At 59.9% G+C, this 17,468-nt stretch carries 17 protein-coding genes and 1 tRNA gene; 9 read left to right on the forward strand and 9 right to left on the reverse strand.

What is annotated here, in order from left to right; all coding sequences use genetic code 11:
* The first annotated feature begins 169 nt into the window (after window positions 1–169).
* Genes bioB through K7A42_RS08855 form a run of 5 tightly spaced genes read left to right on the forward strand, consistent with a single transcriptional unit; the run spans window position 170 to window position 5,270 of the window.
* Window positions 170–1,180: a biotin synthase BioB gene (bioB, locus tag K7A42_RS08835; RefSeq protein ID WP_416220902.1), complete on the forward strand. Its 1,011-nt coding sequence runs from the start codon at window positions 170–172 to the stop codon at window positions 1,178–1,180.
* Window positions 1,177–2,322 carry an 8-amino-7-oxononanoate synthase gene (locus tag K7A42_RS08840; protein WP_112555324.1) on the forward strand — a complete coding sequence of 382 codons (1,146 nt, stop codon included), beginning with the start codon at window positions 1,177–1,179 and terminating at the stop codon, window positions 2,320–2,322. The genes bioB and K7A42_RS08840 overlap by 4 nt, the downstream gene beginning before the upstream one ends.
* The gene (gene bioD / locus K7A42_RS08845) at window positions 2,319–2,957 is read left to right on the forward strand and encodes a dethiobiotin synthase (protein ID WP_112555326.1); all 639 of its coding nucleotides are present in this window, start codon (window positions 2,319–2,321) and stop codon (window positions 2,955–2,957) included. Before K7A42_RS08840 ends, bioD begins: the two co-directional genes overlap by 4 nt.
* A complete protein-coding gene (locus tag K7A42_RS08850; RefSeq protein WP_112555328.1) occupies window positions 2,954–4,246 on the forward strand; it encodes an adenosylmethionine--8-amino-7-oxononanoate transaminase in 1,293 nt (430 codons plus the stop codon). Before bioD ends, K7A42_RS08850 begins: the two co-directional genes overlap by 4 nt.
* A 37-nt stretch (window positions 4,247–4,283) precedes the next feature.
* A complete protein-coding gene (locus K7A42_RS08855) occupies window positions 4,284–5,270 on the forward strand; it encodes a beta-ketoacyl-ACP synthase III (RefSeq protein ID WP_112555427.1) in 987 nt (328 codons plus the stop codon).
* A 14-nt stretch (window positions 5,271–5,284) separates the two neighbouring features.
* Here the strand turns inward: K7A42_RS08855 and K7A42_RS08860 are convergent, their stop codons facing one another.
* A complete protein-coding gene (locus K7A42_RS08860; protein ID WP_037090559.1) occupies window positions 5,285–6,178 on the reverse strand; it encodes a DMT family transporter in 894 nt (297 codons plus the stop codon).
* A 44-nt stretch (window positions 6,179–6,222) separates the two neighbouring features.
* Window positions 6,223–6,624, reverse strand: coding sequence for a tautomerase family protein (locus tag K7A42_RS08865; RefSeq protein ID WP_034500184.1), 402 nt, complete (start codon window positions 6,622–6,624; stop codon window positions 6,223–6,225).
* A gap of 90 nt (window positions 6,625–6,714) precedes the next feature.
* Between K7A42_RS08865 and K7A42_RS08870 the strand changes: the two genes are divergently transcribed.
* On the forward strand, window positions 6,715–7,557 hold the full coding sequence (locus tag K7A42_RS08870) for a LysR family transcriptional regulator (protein ID WP_174151138.1): 843 nt from the start codon (window positions 6,715–6,717) through the stop codon (window positions 7,555–7,557).
* Window positions 7,558–7,615: 58 nt separating this feature from the next.
* On the opposite strand, the gene K7A42_RS08875 is transcribed toward K7A42_RS08870, so the two are convergent.
* Window positions 7,616–7,689 (reverse strand) — tRNA-Gln (locus K7A42_RS08875).
* Between the two features lie 122 nt (window positions 7,690–7,811).
* Complete coding sequence (locus K7A42_RS08880; protein ID WP_006698144.1) at window positions 7,812–8,249, reverse strand: Lrp/AsnC family transcriptional regulator; 438 nt, start codon at window positions 8,247–8,249, stop codon at window positions 7,812–7,814.
* 130 nt (window positions 8,250–8,379) lie between these two features.
* On the opposite strand from K7A42_RS08880, the gene rocF reads away from it, so the two are divergent.
* Together rocF and K7A42_RS08890 are read left to right on the forward strand one after the other, a co-directional pair.
* Window positions 8,380–9,300, forward strand: coding sequence for an arginase (gene rocF / locus K7A42_RS08885; RefSeq protein ID WP_006698143.1), 921 nt, complete (start codon window positions 8,380–8,382; stop codon window positions 9,298–9,300).
* A gap of 13 nt (window positions 9,301–9,313) precedes the next feature.
* Window positions 9,314–10,369 carry an ornithine cyclodeaminase gene (locus tag K7A42_RS08890; protein ID WP_034500187.1) on the forward strand — a complete coding sequence of 352 codons (1,056 nt, stop codon included), beginning with the start codon at window positions 9,314–9,316 and terminating at the stop codon, window positions 10,367–10,369.
* A gap of 23 nt (window positions 10,370–10,392) precedes the next feature.
* Here the strand turns inward: K7A42_RS08890 and K7A42_RS08895 are convergent, their stop codons facing one another.
* From K7A42_RS08895 to K7A42_RS08915, 5 genes are all read right to left on the reverse strand, one after another.
* The gene (locus K7A42_RS08895; protein ID WP_112555332.1) at window positions 10,393–11,274 is read right to left on the reverse strand and encodes a DMT family transporter; all 882 of its coding nucleotides are present in this window, start codon (window positions 11,272–11,274) and stop codon (window positions 10,393–10,395) included.
* Between the two features lie 292 nt (window positions 11,275–11,566).
* Window positions 11,567–12,559 (reverse strand): inositol 2-dehydrogenase, encoded by a 993-nt coding sequence (gene iolG, locus K7A42_RS08900; protein ID WP_112555334.1) that lies wholly within the window; start codon window positions 12,557–12,559, stop codon window positions 11,567–11,569.
* Window positions 12,560–12,789: 230 nt separating this feature from the next.
* Complete coding sequence (locus K7A42_RS08905) at window positions 12,790–14,040, reverse strand: adenylate/guanylate cyclase domain-containing protein (protein ID WP_112555336.1); 1,251 nt, start codon at window positions 14,038–14,040, stop codon at window positions 12,790–12,792.
* Between the two features lie 231 nt (window positions 14,041–14,271).
* Window positions 14,272–14,502 (reverse strand): helix-turn-helix domain-containing protein, encoded by a 231-nt coding sequence (locus K7A42_RS08910; protein ID WP_004437583.1) that lies wholly within the window; start codon window positions 14,500–14,502, stop codon window positions 14,272–14,274.
* Between the two features lie 247 nt (window positions 14,503–14,749).
* Window positions 14,750–15,859 (reverse strand): RHE_PE00001 family protein, encoded by a 1,110-nt coding sequence (locus tag K7A42_RS08915; protein WP_108081731.1) that lies wholly within the window; start codon window positions 15,857–15,859, stop codon window positions 14,750–14,752.
* A gap of 292 nt (window positions 15,860–16,151) precedes the next feature.
* Between K7A42_RS08915 and K7A42_RS08920 the strand changes: the two genes are divergently transcribed.
* Complete coding sequence (locus tag K7A42_RS08920; RefSeq protein ID WP_006698138.1) at window positions 16,152–17,456, forward strand: MFS transporter; 1,305 nt, start codon at window positions 16,152–16,154, stop codon at window positions 17,454–17,456.
* Window positions 17,457–17,468: the final 12 nt, after the last annotated feature.

Genomic DNA, 17,468 nt, shown 5'->3' on the forward strand with positions numbered 1-17,468 from the left:
GAATTGCCACCCTCGAAATGCTGCCTGTTTGTCCCGATCGATCCTGTCTGCCTTTCGCGTCGAAAAAAAACTCTCAAGAAAAAAGTGCTTGCAAAACGCCATCGGAAAAAAATAGATAAAAACAAGTTCTATCTATTTATTTAAGGATTGGGAGTGACGTATGGATCAGATGGCACTGCGGACTAACGAAAAACCGGCTGCTTTGAGCGATACTGAAACGAATCCCGCCGTTGAGGAGGCAAAAATTATCTATAATTTACCCTTCAACGATCTTTTGTTTCGAGCGCAGCAGGTGCACCGGCGTCATTTTGATGCCAATGCAATCCAGATGAGCCGGCTTCTTTCGATCAAAACGGGCGGCTGCCCCGAAGATTGCAGTTACTGCAGTCAGTCCGCCCGAAATCCGACCGGTCTGAAGGCTTCCAAACTCATGGAAGTCGAGCGGGTGCTGGCGGAGGCGCGCAAGGCAAAAGAGGGTGGGGCGACGCGGTATTGCATGGGCGCGGCCTGGCGTAATCCCAAAGAGCGCGACATGGAGGCTGTGGTCGCCATGGTCGAAGGCGTGAAAGCGCTCGGCATGGAAACCTGCATGACGCTCGGCATGCTGACGCCGGAACAATCCGAGCGGCTGGCCGATGCCGGGCTGGACTATTACAATCATAACGTTGATACGTCAGAGCGGTTTTATTCCGAGATCACTACGACCCGCACCTTCGAGGACCGGCTGGCGACGCTCGCCAATGTCCGCGATGCCGGCATCAAAGTCTGTGCCGGCGGCATTCTCGGCATGGGGGAGACGGTCGAGGACCGGATTTCGATGCTGGTGACGCTCGCCAACCTTCCGGCTCCGCCGGAAAGCGTTCCGATCAACATGCTGATCCCGATCCCCGGCTCGAAACTGGCCAATGCCGATCCTGTCGATCCGATCGAATTCGTCCGCACTATCGCGCTTGCCCGCATCCTGATGCCGCGTTCGCATGTAAGGCTTTCTGCCGGGCGTACCGAGATGAGCGATGAGATGCAGGCGCTCTGTTTCCTGGCCGGCGCCAATTCCATCTTCATCGGCGAAACGCTGCTGACGGCGGATAATCCGGGGGAAGATCACGATACGGCGCTCTTCCGCCGACTCGGCCTCAAGCCAATGGAATTGCCGCCTGTGGAAGCAGGAGGCTGCCGGTGAACCTCGCGGCGCTCTCCCCCTATGAGGCGAAGCTTGCTGGCCTCAGCCGCAAATCGCGGCTTCGTGCGCTTGCACCGCGCGAGGGGGTCGATTTCACTTCGAACGATTATCTCGGCCTTGCCGAAGCGCCGCGCCTGAAGGCGGCAATCGTTGATGCCATGGCAAGAGGCGTGCCGGTGGGCGCCGGTGGCTCGCGATTGCTGCGTGGCAATCACCCCGAACACGAGGCGTTGGAAGCGGAAGCGGCGGCGTTCTTCGGGGCCGAAAAAGCGATCTATTTCAGCAGCGGTTTTGCCGCCAATGTCGCGCTTTTTTCCACCCTGCCGCTGCGGGACGATCTTGTCCTACATGATGCCCTTATCCATGCCAGCGTGCATGATGGCATTGCGGCGGGAAAGGCCAAGGCGGTGGCTGTGCCGCATAATGAGGTTGAGGCATTCGAGCGGGAAATAATCCGCTGGCGGCAGGCGGGCGGTGAGGGGCGACCATGGATCGCTGCCGAGAGCCTATATTCCATGGATGGCGATTGCGCGCCGCTCGCGGCGCTTGCCGATCTTGCCGAACGGCATGGTGGTTTTCTGGTTGTCGATGAAGCCCATGCCACCGGCGTCTTCGGCCCCGGTGGGCGTGGACTTGCTGCGGCACTGGAAGGCCGTGGCAATGTGGTGGCGCTTCACACCTGCGGCAAGGCGCTCGGGGCCTCCGGCGCGCTTTTGAACCTGCCTGCGGTTCTTGCCGATTACCTCGTCAACCGCGCCCGCGGGTTCATCTATTCCACCGCCCCTTCGCCGCTGATGGCGGCGGCGGTGCGGGAAGCCCTGCGCGTCGTCGCGGACGAGCCCTGGCGGCGGTCGCGACTGGCAGAACTGGTCAGTTTTACTGGCGAGGAGTTACAGCGCCAACTCGGCGTGACGCCAAGCGGTTCACAGATCCTTCCGGTGATGATCGGCGACAATGCACGCTCGCTGAAGATTGCCGCGCGGCTGCGGCAAGGGGGCTTCGATGTGCGGGCGATCCGCCCGCCGACGGTGCCGGAAGGCACGGCGCGGCTGCGCATCGCCATCACGCTCAATCTGGAGGAAAGCCAGATTGCCGCCATGATCGGGTTGCTTGCCCTCTCGTTGCGGGAGCATGCAGCATGAGCCCCCGTTTTGTCATCTCTGGCACCGATACCGGCATCGGCAAGACGGTTTTTGCTGCAGCGCTCACCCATGCCCTCAAGGCTCATTACTGGAAGCCCGTACAGTCAGGGCTTGAGGAAGAAACCGACAGCGAGACGGTTGCAAGGCTTGCCGGCGTCGCACCTACGCGCATCCTGCCGGAAGCCTATCGGTTGAAGACGCCTGCCTCGCCGCATCTTTCGGCTCGTCTCGACAATGTCACGATCGATCCCGCATTTTTACGGCCGCCGCGGCTGGATGGGCCGCTTGTCATCGAAGGGGCAGGCGGGCTTCTGGTGCCGCTGACGGAGAGCGTGCTCTTCGTCGATATCTTTGCCCGCTGGCAAATTCCGCTCATTCTGTGCGCCAGAACCGCGCTCGGCACCATCAACCACACGCTGCTGTCGCTCGAGGCGTTGCGGCAACGCGCCATTCCGGTGCAGGGCGTGGTTTTCATCGGTGATGAAGACAGGGAAAACCAGCGCGTTATTTCGAATATAGGCGCGGTGCGTCCGCTCGGCCGGTTGCCACGCCTGGCGGATCTGACCAGCGACGCGCTGCATCAGGCCTTCGCCCAACACTTCAATCTCGCTGATTTTCTGGAGGCACCGGAATGAGCCGTTCCCCGGTCTGGCATCCCTTCACCCAGCATGGGCTGGAACCGCCGATGAAACATGTGGTCTCGACGCAAGGGGCGTTTCTGGTGGATGAGGATGGCAATCGCCTGTTCGACGCCATTTCATCCTGGTGGGTCACCACCCACGGGCACCGGCATCCGGCGATCATGGCGGCCATCCGCGCCGCCACCGAGACATTGGACCAGGTTATTTTTGCCGAGTTTTCCCATGAACCGGCCGAGACGTTAGCCCGGGGGTTGATCGAGCTTGCACCTGCCGGACTAAGCCATGTGTTTTATTCCGACAGCGGCTCGACGGCGGTGGAGGTGGCGCTGAAAATGGCGCTCGGTTATTTCCACAATCGCGGTGAAAAGCGCGATCGTATCGTGGTGATGGAGCATGGCTATCATGGTGATACGATCGGCACCATGTCTACAGGCGAGCGCGGTGTGTTCAATGCCGCCTATGAGCCGCTGCTTTTCGGCGTCGACCGTCTGGCCTTCCCGGAGGCGGGCAGCGAGCAGCGCACATTGGATATGTTCGAGGTCTATTGCCGCTCGGGCCGCATTGCCGCCCTGCTGATCGAACCGCTGGTGCTTGGAGCCGGCGGCATGAAGATCTATGGCGCCCATGTTCTTGCCGGGCTGAAACAGATAGCCGAACGCCACGGCTGCCTCGTCATCGCCGATGAGGTGATGACCGGTTGGGGCAGGACCGGAACCCTGTTTGCCTGTGAGCAGGCGGCAATTTCGCCGGATATTCTCTGCACGTCCAAGGGGCTCACAGGCGGTTCCCTGCCGCTGGCGGCAACGCTGTGCAGCGCAAAGATTTTCGATGCGCATTTTTCGACCGACCGTCGCAAGACCTTTTTCCATTCGAGCTCCTATACGGCCAATCCGATCGCCTGCGCCGCTGCCGTCGCCAATCTTCAGGTCTGGCGGGATGAACCGGTTCTCCAGCGCATCGGGCAGGTGCAACAGGCGCTGGGCGATAATATCGGGCGATTTGCAGATGATGGCCGTTTCGCCAATATCCGGCAGGCGGGCACCATCGCCGCGCTCGATCTTGTGGTGCCGGCTGGGGGGTATCTTTCCGCAGCGGGGCCACGCATGCGCCAGTTGTTTCGCGAGCGCGGTTTCCTCATCCGCCCGCTCGGCAACGTACTTTACCTGATGCCGCCCTATTGTTCGACGCCTGACGACCTGACACGCGCCTTTGACGTCATCGGTGAGGTTGCCGGGATCGTTACTCAGGCTGCACCGGTAAATTCGCGCGCCGCCGGGAGCTAGGAATGGAGATGCCAGGACCGTTGCGAAAGTCATGATAATGCAGACACGCACTTCCCGTATGGCTGGTTTCGGCCATGCCGTTCCTGCCCGTTGCGTCGGCAATGCCGAAATAGAGGCCAACCTCGGGTTGGAGGCCGGCTGGATCGAGCGGCGCACCGGCATTCGCTCCCGTTATTGGGCAGAGAAGGACGACACGTTGAGTGGCCTTGCGGAAAAGGCGGGCCGGATGGCGCTGGCGGATGCCAAGATCGATCCCGATAACATTGCGCTTACGCTGCTTGCCACCTCCACGCCGGACCATCTTCTGCCGCCTTCCGCGCCGCTGCTGGCACACAGGCTCGGTTTGACGCGCTCCGGTGCGATCGATCTTGCTGGCGCCTGTTCCGGTTTTCTTTATGCGCTCACCCTCGCGGATGGTTTTGTCCGTACCCATGGCCGCGCCGTCCTTGTTGTCGCGGCCAATATTCTCAGCCGTCGCATCAATCCGGCGGAAAGGGCGAGCGCCGTCCTGTTTGCCGATGCCGCCGGCGCGGTGGTGCTCACCCCTAGCCCTGAGGCGAAACGCGGGCTGTTGTCGGCCGATCTGGTTGCCGATGGAAGCGGTTACGATCTCATCCAGATTGCGGTAGGCGGCAGCAGCCGGCCCTTTTGCGCTGATATGTCCGCCGAAGATGCCCTGATGACGATGCGCGATGGCCGGGAGGTTTTCTCCCGCGCCGTGGCGCTGATGAGCGAGACCTCACAGCGCGTGCTGGAAGAGGCGGAACTGACCGCAGCCGATATCGGCCGTTTCGTACCGCATCAGGCCAATGCCCGCATGTTTGATGCCGTCTGTGGCAATCTTGGTATCGAGCGGGGAAAGACGGTTCGCACCATAGAAAGCTTCGGCAATTCTTCCGCCGCCACCATCCCGCTTTCGCTGTCCATGACTAACCGCGGACGACCTTTCGCGAGCGGCGAAAACCTGCTTCTGACGGCAGCCGGCGCGGGCATGACGGGCGGAGCGGTTGTTTATCGCATCTAACCCTGCGGCGGCCTTCAGCGCCAGAACACGAGCGCCATGCCGATAACGACAAGAGCGGCTCCCACCCACGCACCAGATGCGGGCCGCTCCCCGGTTCTGAGCCAGAGCAATGGCAGGATGATGACCGGCGTGGTGGCCGAAAGTGTGGAGACAATGCCGACCTTTCCGCCAGAAAGCGCAAACAGCAGCAGCGTCATGCCGAAGCCGAGCGCGATCGTGCCGGTCAGCGCCGTCTGGAGGAAAATGCTGCCCGTCAATGGCCCCTTGGGTTTTACGGCCTTGATGGGGAGCATTGTCAACATCGTAAGGCAGATTGCGGCGACGCCCACCCGCAGCATGGACGCGGCGATGGGATCGACACCTGCTGCCATCACAGGCCTCGCGATCAGCGAGCCAACGGCTTGGCTGAGAGCTGCGAGAAGGCCGACGAGGACGCCGAGCCAGAGCGGTCCCTTCACGCTTTCCCATGCGTGCAGCTGCGACTTGCGCTTGCCGAAAAGGATGGCCAGCAGAACGCCCGCAAGGGTGAGTCCTATGCCGGCTATGGCTGTCACGGAAAGCTGTTCCCCGAGAACAGCCCAGCCAAGCACGGCGGCGATGGGAGCGTTGAGCGCAAACAGGATTCCGGAGCGGCGTGGCCCCAGCCGGTTGAGGCAGGTGAAAAGCAGCGTGTCGCCAACGAAGATGCCGATGAAGCCGGAAAGCAACAGCGCCCACAGCGCATCCGGTTGCAGGTCCCGCCAGGTTCCTGAAGCGAGGACGTAAAGACCGAGCACCGAGGCGACAAAAAGCTGCCTTGTCCTGTTGAAGGCAAGCGCACCAAGATGCCCCGCCGGGCGGGCGGCGAGCAGTCCCGTTATCGCCCAGCAGGTTGCAGCGCCCACGGCGGCCAGTTCATAGAGTACCATCTCGTTCCACTGCTCCGCGGGCTTTTCTTATTCACCCGCCCCGATCATGCGTGCTTGCGCGCCCACCGCAGGTTCTGCGTTTGCCCGCCATAACCATAGGTGTCGCCATCCACGGCGTGAACCAGCACATAGCTTGCTTCGTGCACGGGGCCAAGCAGCCTGTTCATCTCTTCATAAACACGGCGTACCCATTCGGTCGTCTCGTCCTTGATGTTTGTGTGATCGGTAATCGAAACCTCGACATAAAATGTGCCGACCTTCTGTTCGGCGACGCTCGATCCGGCGATGATCCAGTCGGCGGGATCGGCACTTTCGACGAGAACGGCGGTAACCGCCGGGTCTTTGTGCAGGATGTCCGCAGTCAACCGGGACAGGAGAGCGGCGATTTCCAGCTTCGGATCGTCAGCGTCTTGAGGTTTGGTGTAGCGGGTTTTGATCATGGGCATGGTGTTTCTCCTTGTTGCCGAAAACCACCTTGCGTAAATTTCATCATAATGAGAAGATAATGAATACTATTCTATTCATAGCGATTTTATATGATTGACCTTGAAAGCGTCCGCCTCTTCATTTTCGCCGTTGAACTGGGCAGCCTGACTAGGGCGGCCGACGCTGCGGGAACCGTGCAGCCCGTCGTCAGTCAGAAGCTGAAGATGCTGGAGCAGCGTCTCGGCAGACGGTTGATCGACCGCTCGCCACGCCACCTTCGGCTGACGGAGGATGGGCAGGTGTTTCTGCCGAAGGCCCGCGAGCTGCTGGCCAAACATGAGGATGCGCTGAACTTCAGTGACGAGCCACCGCTGCACTTTGCACTGGCGGCCAGCGATCACGCGATCGGGACCCGCCTTTCGGCGGCGATAAGAGCAATGCGCGCGTCGCTGCCGGCCAATGCTGTGATTGATGTGACCTTGGGTTTTTCCCGGCGGGTGAAGGAAAGCTTCGCTTCCGGACTGGCCGATGCCGCCATCATCCGTCGCAATGGCGGCGGGTCCGATGGCGAAGTGCTGCGCACCGACAGGCTGGGATGGCGTGTGGCCCCGGACTGGCGACCGCGCACCAATAGCGCCGTTCCGCTCGTCTCTCTTGGGGCGGGGTGTGGTGTCCGGGATATTGCGATAGCCGAGCTCGGAAAGGCTGGCGTCGCCTGGCGCGATGCGTTCACCGCTGGAAGCTGTTCTGCGCTTCTGGAAGGAGTGCTTGCCGGCGCAGGCATCGCAGCCCTCGGCGAGATCAGCGCGCGAGGCTTGCCGGATCGCGGCCCCGAGCTGGGCCTGCCACCGTTGCCAATCTCTGACATCGTGCTTCTTTCCCGCGCGCGTACACCGGCCCACGCCTCAGCCATCAGGGCGCTCGCCGTCGCGATATCGGCCGCGGGTGAGTAGCGTCGGAATGATATCCGCTACGAGACAAAAATCGAGGATGTAAAGGGAGTTAAGGTGTTGGCTGGGGAACCTGGATTCGAACCAAGATCGACGGAGTCAGAGTCCGCTGTTCTACCATTGAACTATTCCCCAAATGCCTGAAACGCGTTGTCGCGTTCGCTTTGGTGGGTCGTCATATAGATGATTTATTCCGGGGCGCAAGTCGAAAAAATCGAAAAATGCGTTTTATCCTGCTTTTGCGTTTCGTCTCTGTGTCAGAGCCTTGCGCGGGTGGAACGCGGGGTGGAGAGCAGCAGGCTGGTCTCGCTGCCGGTAATCCCGGGCACGAGGCGGATGCGGCGGAGCACGGCGTCGAAATCGCTAAGTGTCGCGGCATTCAGTTCCACGATCAGATCCCAGCGGCCGTTGGTGGTGTGGATTTCGGAGATTTCCGGAAAGCCGCCGAGTGTGCGGATGACGCGGTCCGTCACATGGCCTTCGATCTCGATCATCATGATGCCGCGGATTGCGGCTTCAACGGCGTCGGCGCGCAGGATAACGGTATAACCGATGATCGTACCGTCATTTTCCATTCTTTCGACGCGCGAGCGAACCGTCGCGCGCGAGGTTTCAGTCTCCACGGCCAGGTCGGAGATGCTGCGCCGGCCATTATGCCGCAGAAGGGTGATGAGGCGTTCGTCGAGTTTGTCCATACCTGCCATTTCGATAAAATGATTTTACCAAAACGGTAGCTTATTTCGATAATATTGCCAATCTTTGATGTTCGTTCTGCCATGTCTCCGTGGTCTAGTGAAGTTATCGGTAGGAAAAATGAGGACGGGAATGGATATCAGGCTTGTTGGTGCGCCGTTGCAGATCGGGGCCGGGCAATTGGGATGCGAAATGGGGCCGAGCGCCTATCGCGTCGCGGGGCTTGCCCATGCCCTCGAAGAACTGGGGCATCGGGTGGTGGATACGGGCAATGTGACGCCCGCGCCGCTTCGGGAATTTTGCCATCCGAATCCTGCCGTACACCATCTTTCCGAGACAGTGGCCTGGACAGAGGCGCTGACGGAAGCGGCCTATCGCGAAAGCGCGGACGCCGTGCCGATCTTCCTCGGCGGCGACCATGCGATTTCGGCGGGGACGGTTGCCGGCATGGCGCGCCGCGTGGCTGAGACGGGTCGGCCATTCTTCGTCCTCTGGCTCGATGCTCATACAGATTATCACACCCTTGAAACCACACGCAGCGGCAATCTGCATGGCACGCCGGTCGCCTATTTCAGCGGGCGTGACGGTTTTTCCGGTTATTTCCCGCCGCTTTCCCATGCTGTTCCGGAAGAGAATATCGGCATGATCGGCATCCGCAGCGTCGACCCTGCCGAGAGAGCCGCTCTGGAAAAAAGCGGCATCACCGTTCACGACATGCGTTCGATTGACGAGCATGGCGTTGCCGTGCTGCTGCGTGAATTCCTGGCGCGGGTTCAGGCGGCAAACGGGCTTTTGCATGTCAGCCTCGATGTCGATTTTCTGGAGCCGTCCATCGCGCCGGCTGTCGGCACCACGGTTCCGGGCGGCGCGACATTCCGCGAAGCCCATCTTGTCATGGAGATGCTGCATGACAGCGGGCTGGTCTGCAGCCTCGATCTCGTGGAACTCAATCCGTTTCTCGATGAGCGCGGCAGGACCGCGACGCTGATGGTGGATCTTGCCACCAGCCTGATGGGCAAGCGGGTCATGGACCGTCCGACGCGGGCCGGCTGAAAGGGGTGATGTGATGACCGTGATACCAAACCTCAATATCGTGCCTTTCGTCAGCGTCGATCACATGATGAAGCTGGTGCTCAAGGTGGGCATCGACACGTTCCTGCGTGAGCTCGCCGATGTGGTGGAGGAGGATTTCCGTCGCTGGCAAAGCTTCGACAAGACCCCGCGCATCGCCTCCCATTCGACGGAAGGTGTCATCGAGCTGATGCCGACCAGCGATGGCACGCTTTACGGCTTCAAATATGTCAACGGCCACCCGAAGAACATGAAGGAAGGCCGCCAGACCGTGACGGCCTTCGGCGTGCTTTCCGATGTCGGCAATGGTTATCCGCTGCTTCTGACCGAAATGACGATCCTGACCGCGCTGCGCACTGCCGCCACCTCCGCCGTCGCGGCGAAATATCTCGCCCGCCAAAACGCCCGTTCCATGGCCATTATCGGCAATGGCGCACAGAGCGAATTCCAGGCGCGGGCGTTCAAGGCCATTCTCGGCATCGATACGTTGCGGCTGTTTGACATCGACCGCTCCGCCAGCGAGAAATGCGCCCGCAATCTCGCCGGGCAGGGCTTTGCCATCAAGATCTGCGACAGTGCGGAAGAAGTAGTGGAAGGCGCGGATATCGTCACGACGGTCACTGCTGACAAGCAATATGCGACGATCCTGACTGACAACATGGTCGGCCCCGGCATCCACATCAACGCTGTTGGCGGGGATTGTCCCGGCAAGACGGAATTGCACCGGGATATTCTGTTGCGATCCGACATTTTTGTCGAATATCCGCCGCAGACGCGTATTGAGGGCGAAATTCAGCAATTGCCGCCGGATTACCCCGTTACCGAGCTGTGGCGGGTCATAACGGGTGAACAGCAAGGCCGGGCAAACGATAGGCAGATCACACTGTTCGACAGCGTGGGTTTCGCGACTGAGGATTTTTCGGCGCTGCGTTATGTACGCTCAAAACTGCCGTCCACCGGGCTCTATACGGAGTTGGACCTGCTGGCGGACCCGGATGAGCCGCGGGATCTTTTCGGCATGCTGCTGCGCTGCGAGGCGGCTCTCGTGTAGGCGGGCTCCGGCCGGCAAGCATATCAGCCTTGCCGGCCACCCTTCCGTGCGGTCATGTGTTCCCGCCAGATGGTGAAAAGACCGGCTGCTATGACGATGGCCGCGCCGATCACCATATTGGAAGTCACGACCTCGCCATAGATGGTGACGCCGATGATGGAGACGAGCACGAGCTGGTAATAGGAAAATGGCTGCACGGAAGCCGCATCCGCCAGTTCGAAGGCTTTAATCAGGCAGTAATGGCCGCTCATGCCGGTAATGCACAGGGCCAGCATCCATCCCCAGTCATGGGGCGCCAGACTGACCCAATAAAACGGGCCAACCAGCGTCAGGGCGACCGCGCCCGCCACGCCGGTATAAAAGAAGCTTGTCATGGCCGTATCGCTCCGGCTGCCGAGCCGCGTCAGCACACCATAAAGCGCCAGCATGAATGCGGCGACGAAGGTGATCAGCAGGCTCTTGTCGAAACCTTCGCCATCGGGTTTGAGAATAACGAGAACGCCGATGAAACCGACAAAAATAGCGCACCAGCGCCGCCAGCCCACTTTTTCTCCCAGCAGCGGCACGGAAAGCGCCGCGACGATGAGCGGGGCGGAAGCGATGATGGAATGGCTGTGGGCAAGGCCGACGATTGCGAAGGAGAAAATCGAAAAGACGATCTGTACGGCAAGGAGGACACCACGACTGATCTGCAGCCAGGGGCGATTGGCGATGGCGGCACCGCGAATGCCGCCTGAAGACTTCGCCGCCATCAGCAGAACGAAAACGGCAAAGGCCCAGTAGCGCAACATGGCGACGAAGACCGGTGGATAGGCGCTGCCCAGATGTTTCGATATGCCATCCTGCGCCGCAAAGATCGTGAAGGCGACAAGCGCATAAAGAAAACCGGTCTTAGCTGATGGCATGGAAAAACCGCTGTCCGGAGTTTGCCGGCAAAAAAGGATTCGGCGTGAATGAGATGGATATGGCCATATGTTATGGCCGCACCTTGTCAGACAACCTTATTTTCTGAATAGCAGCCATGCAAGCCCGGAAGCAGCCTGTTGTGGATTTGAGCGCCGCGGATCAATGTGGGATCTGGACGATGTGCCCGATATGCCCGCTGGCGAGGCCTTGGAAAAGGCACGGCTGTCCGCCGTCGACAATTGCGCGGCGGACAGAGGGTTCGGCAAGACGCGCGGCGCTACGGCCGCTACCTCAGGCGATCGTCACGACCGTTTTCGACGTTGCGGATTTCAGCGCCGCATCGGCGAGCTTCAGCGCGATCAAACCGTCCTTGATGGAAGGAGAGGGCGCGGTGTTATTTTCAATGCTGTCAATGAAAGCAGTGATTTCCGCAGCATAGGCTGCCGTGTAACGCGTCATGAAGAAATCATGCAGCGGTGGCCGGGTGTAACCATCCGCATTGGCGATTTCGATGGAAACCGGGCGCTGGTTTTCTGCCGCTGCCGAACCGAGCGAACCGTGTACCTCGATGCGCTGGTCGTAACCATAGGTCGCGCGGCGAGAGTTTGAAATAATCGCCTGCCTGCCGCTTTTCGTCGTCAGAATGATGCTGGCGCTGTCGAAATCACCGAGTGTGCCGATCTCCGGATTGACCAGAACGGAACCGGTGGCGAACACGCTTTCCACTTCCTCACCGAGCAGGAAACGGGCCATGTCGAAATCATGAATGGTCATGTCGCGGAAAATGCCGCCGGAAACCTTGATATATTCGGCCGGGGGCGGGCCGGGATCGCGACTGGTGATTGTCACCATTTCGACCTTGCCGATGCGGCCGTCGTCGATCGCCTTGTGAACAGCCTGAAAATGCGGGTCGAAACGCCGGTTGAAACCGAGCATGACCTTTGCACCGGTCTCTTCCACCACCTTGGCGCAGGCTTCCGCGCGGGCAACATCGAGATCAACGGGCTTTTCGCAGAAGATCGCCTTGCCGGCGCGGGCGAAACGCTCGATCAGATCCGAATGGGTGTTGGTCGGCGTGCAGATGATGACCGCGTCGATCGTTTCGTCGGCCAGAACCTCCTCGATCGTGCTGGCCTTGCAGTGGGCCTCCCGCGCGATTGCTTCCGCAGCGCCGGCCATGGCGTCCACGACAGCCACCAGCTGCGCGCGGCTGTCGGTGGTGATCGCCTTTGCATGGACCTTGCCGATCCGTCCGGCGCCAAGCAGGGCCAATTTCGTAACCATTTTTCCTCCGGTTCCTTCACACGTCCGCCCGTCACTCCCAGACAGGCAGAATATGAATGCAAACAATGTTTCGATATAGAATATATGTTCCATTTTGCTAGATCGACAGGCATGGCGTGTCAAGCGATTTGACGTCGCGCAGGGCAGCCGAAATCGGCTCCGGAGGGTGTCGGGGAGATGCCGTTCGGCTTAAAATGCGCCGTTACAAGCTGGGCAGCAGGCGCAGCCCATCAGGCGGCGACGGGCGCCGATGCGGGATTTTGCGGAAGAGCGTAAACTTCGACCGGGGTTTCGAGGCCGCGCAACAGCCAAGGGCCCAGACTTTCGAACCCGGTCCCGTTGCCAGCCATGCGCACGAATTCTTCGGAGAAGAGAACGTTTCGCCCTGTTTCCTTGGTCAGCGTCTCAAGCCGCGATGCGATGTTGACGGCGGGTCCGATAACGGTGAAATCGAGCCGGGTTTTCGAGCCGATATTGCCGTACATGACATCGCCGACATGAACGCCGATGCCATAACCCAAGGGGTCATGGCCTTTTTGCCGGTTGATCTCGTTGAGTGCGATCAGGCTCCGTTGCGCCCTGGCAATGGCCTTCAGGAGGTTTCCGCAAGCATCCGGGTTGCTGAGCGGGAAGATCGCCAGCAGCCCGTCGCCCATGAATTTCAGGATTTCCCCGCCAAATTCCTCGATCGGATCACACATGGCGTCGAAATAACCGTTCAGAAGCTCGATCACATCGTCACGCGGCCATAGATCGGAAATATGGGTGAAATTGCGCAGGTCGCAGATCAGGATTGCTGCTCCCACCGTCATGCCGCTGCCGCGTGTCGTGGCGCCGTTCAGGATCTTTTCGCCCGCATGTGGTCCCACATAGGTTTCCAGAAGCGTGCGTGTCATCCTGTTCTTCAGGCGAATCTCGCTTACCAGCGCGAGCGCGGGCAGGAGGTTTTTCAGCGCGACGATCTCTTCGTCGGAAAAGCCGCCGAGGCGATCGCTGGAAAACGATGCGACGTGGCGTTTGCCGAACGTGTGCTCAATAGGCCAGGCGCAATAATCCGTCAGCCCTTCCGACCGCAGCTCCTCATAGATCGTGTAACCTGTTTCGTCGATGGCGTCGACGTTCAGGCGATGCCGGATTTCGCTGGCGCCCTGGTGGATGTCCCTGATCGGACTGTTAAGATATTCGGGGGTGTTTTCCGAGCCGTAGCCATAAGTGACGATCTCGGCTTCGGACATGCCGTCTTTCCATAAAATCCGCGCGCCCAGCCATTGCGGATGGCGGATACGGAAAGCTAGAACGCCGCGCGCCACCGAAATTCCGCTTGCCCGCAAGCGGTTGCAAAGCTCCACGAAGATTTCGTCGATGAAGCGTTCGTCCTTGGTGCCGGTGACCAGCCAGTCGAGAGTCTCGGTTTTCTCCGCCGGCCACAATTCAGCCAATGCTGAAGAAACCCGTTCTTCGGTGTCGAGCGTAAATGTCATGGCAGGATTCCGGAGGTTGTTGCTGCTCTCGGCGGGCGGGATACATGTCGAATGTCGCTGAACGTCCCCGCTCGCGAATTGCATGTGGTGCCGGATAACGAAAATGTTAAGGGAGCGGATGCGGAAAATGTTCCGAAAGAATCGGCAGCCTCCGGGCTGCGTGCGCCGCCTCGATGTTCCCGGGAACATCTTCCCGGCGGCGCTGAGATTTTTCGTGATCGATAGGAAAGATCAGATAACGGTTTCGACCGGAATATGCAGCGCGGCGGCAACACGCCGAATGCGCAGGGGATCGCTGTCCGTGCCGTCTTCCAGGGCACGTATTTCGCTCGTTGTGAGGCCACAGGTCACGGCAAGCTGCTCGATCGTATAGCCGGCAAGATTACGCGCTGCCAGGACCTTTTTGGCGAAAGGAGCATCGGTTTCGTGATCGGAATCGGGTTGTGAAACTGAAATTGTCATTATTGCATCTCCCTGATGATGGACACTTAAATGCGGGCGGCAGAGAAAAGTTGCCGGGCCGAATGCGACCGCGTTGCCGGAGAAGAAATCGGTGTTGCAACGCAGCGAGGAACATAGCCGCTTCGTTGACCTACGCAATAGTTAAATTTTGTTAAGATTCGTGATCGCCGAATTGACGAGGCACGTTTCCATGCGAAAGCGGCTGCGAAACGGTCCTTTTACCTTCCGGATCGTCTGCAAGGGGCCGCTACAGCATGCCCCAGGCGCGGAAACGGCCGCGACCGGTAACCTCCCGCAATTCCAGCTGGTTGGCGAGGCCGATTGCGCCCTGTGGCGTAGTGCCGAGTTCCTTCACGATCATGGCTGCCGAGACCACAGGGCGGGAAACGACCAGCTCGACGAGTTCGGGCAATCGCGATGAGGAACGGCGGCCGGCCAACTTGCGCATCATCCGCTCCCGCGCGTGGCTCAGCCGGTCGTGTTCCTTCATGCTGGCCAGCGCCGCCTCATAAAAACTGTCGAGAAGTGCGAGGATGCGCTGTGTCTGGTTCCTGGCGTGCCGCCGCTCCCTCGGGATGGCACGAAGACCGGCGCTCAGGGCCGGCAGGTGATCGGGCGTGACAGCGCCGTCGCGCAGAAAAGCCGAGGCCAGAAGCCGCCCAAGCCAGGGGCTGCGCTGGAGCACCTCTATCATGTTCCAGGAATCAAGCAGGATGGCGGTGCGCAGAATTGCCGGCAGTTCCTCCGTCCGCGACTGCACGTCCCACCATTCTTTCAGCCGTTCGTCTTCGTCCCAGTCAGGCTCGTTGATGAGCGCATGGCTTTCCTCCCTGTGCATCGACGGAAGCGCGTTTCCCGTGGTGATCGCATCGAGCGTGGCTGCGCTTCGCGCCAGAAGGGCGTCGAGTTCGGAAAAAGCGCCGTCCAGCGATGTCTCAGCCTCATGTGCCTCCTCACCCGCAGGCTGATCGACGGTCTGCCGTGCGGGCAGCATCTCTTCGGCGGCGGGCGACGCCCTGCCGCGCAGCCGGGAAAGACCCGGTGCAGTGAAAGCCCAGCCGGCCGCATTGGCAAAGATCAGCCGCCGCGAGCGGAGGATTCGGTGTGCCGCCGTCATTTCATGGCTTGGCGCACGCACATCCATATGGGCGTCATGCAGCACGAGGTCTTCCATGTGCACGAGTTCGCCGTCCACCCACATGGAGGAGATGGCGTCGGTGAAATCCTGCCTTTCGATGAAGCCCTGTTTCATCGGCGATCTGCTTATCCGCTCGTCCAGCCGCGCCAGCGCTTCGCCCGCGCGGGCGGCGGCGATGAGGAGCTTTTCGAGCTGGATGTCGGATATGTCGTAAATCATTGATATATTTTAGTTTGAGCTGGCGCGGCTTACAAGGCGGTTCAAGGTCGTCCAGTTTTCCTTCGATGGTTTCTGCCCAGCAATCGTGATAAAAACGGGTGGCGAAAATGCCGGGGAGGAGGAAGTCTTTCAGACGCCACGGCTGCTTTTTCGGCAATATTGCAACGCGGTATAAACTTGCGCATCGCAACATGGCGGGTATATACCCTCGACAGGAGCGACAAATTATCACACCTTCCGTTCGCCCTTCCATCTCCAGACGAAGATGAATTGGAGTCAACCCGTGAATATTATGGCAAATGGTCCCGCCGCCGCGCCGGACCAGAAAACCCGTTTGAAATCCATTATCGGCGGATCGGCGGGTAATCTCGTCGAATGGTACGACTGGTATGTCTATTCGGCTTTCACCCTTTATTTCGCGCCGGTGTTCTTCCCCTCGGGCAATCAGACGGCCGAACTCTTGAGTGCCGCTGCCGTTTTTGCCGTCGGATTTCTGATGCGGCCCATCGGGGCCTGGTTCATGGGCACCTATGCAGACCGCAAGGGCCGCAAGGCGGGTCTGACCCTGTCCGTCACCTTGATGTGTCTCGGTTCGCTGCTGATCGCGATTACGCCCGGCCACGAAACGATTGGCATTGCCGCCCCCGCCATTCTGGTATTTGCAAGGCTGCTGCAGGGCATCAGCGTCGGCGGCGAATATGGCGCAAGCGCGACTTACCTCAGCGAAATGGCCGGCAAGAACCGCCGTGGTTTTTTCTCCAGCTTCCAGTATGTGACGCTGATTTCCGGCCAGCTTCTGGCGCTGGCGGTGCTTCTGGTGCTGCAGCGGGTCCTGACGCCGGAACAGCTCGGCTCCTGGGGCTGGCGCATTCCCTTCTTCATTGGCGGCCTTCTGGCGATTGCGGTGTTTTATATCCGCCGCGGCCTTGTCGAGACGCAGTCCTTCGAAAATGCCAAGACCGGCGCTGCCGACAAACCGAAGTCCAGCGGATGGGCGCTGTTCAAGCACTATCCAAGGGAAGCGCTGATGGTCATGGCGCTCACATCAGGCGGCACGCTCGCCTTTTACGCCTACACCACCTATCTGCAGAAGTTCCTCGTCAACACCTCGGGCTTCAGCAAGGAAAGCGCCACGGAAATTACCACGGCGGCGCTTTTTGTCTTCATGCTGTGTCAGCCGCTTGCCGGTGCGCTGTCGGACAAGATCGGCCGTAAACCGCTGATGGTGGGCTTCGGCATCCTGGGAACGCTGTTCACCTATGTCATTTTCAGCACGCTTTCGACCACAACCGATCCGATCATGGCTTTCGGCCTCGTGCTGATCGGCCTGCTGATCGTCACCGGCTATACCTCTATCAATGCGGTGGTGAAGGCGGAAATGTTCCCGGCCCATATTCGCGCGCTCGGCGTGGCGTTACCTTATGCGCTGGCAAACACCATATTCGGCGGAACGGCGGAATTCGTAGCCCTGAAGTTCAAGCAGATCGGCCACGAGAACTGGTTCTTCTGGTATGTGACGATCATGATCGCGTTGTCGCTGGTGGTTTACGTGAAGATGCGCGACACGCGCGACCACAGCCATATCCACGAAGACTGATCGGCTTACACA

This window comes from Agrobacterium sp. InxBP2, assembly GCF_026191755.1.
GTDB lineage: Bacteria > Pseudomonadota > Alphaproteobacteria > Rhizobiales > Rhizobiaceae > Agrobacterium > Agrobacterium pusense.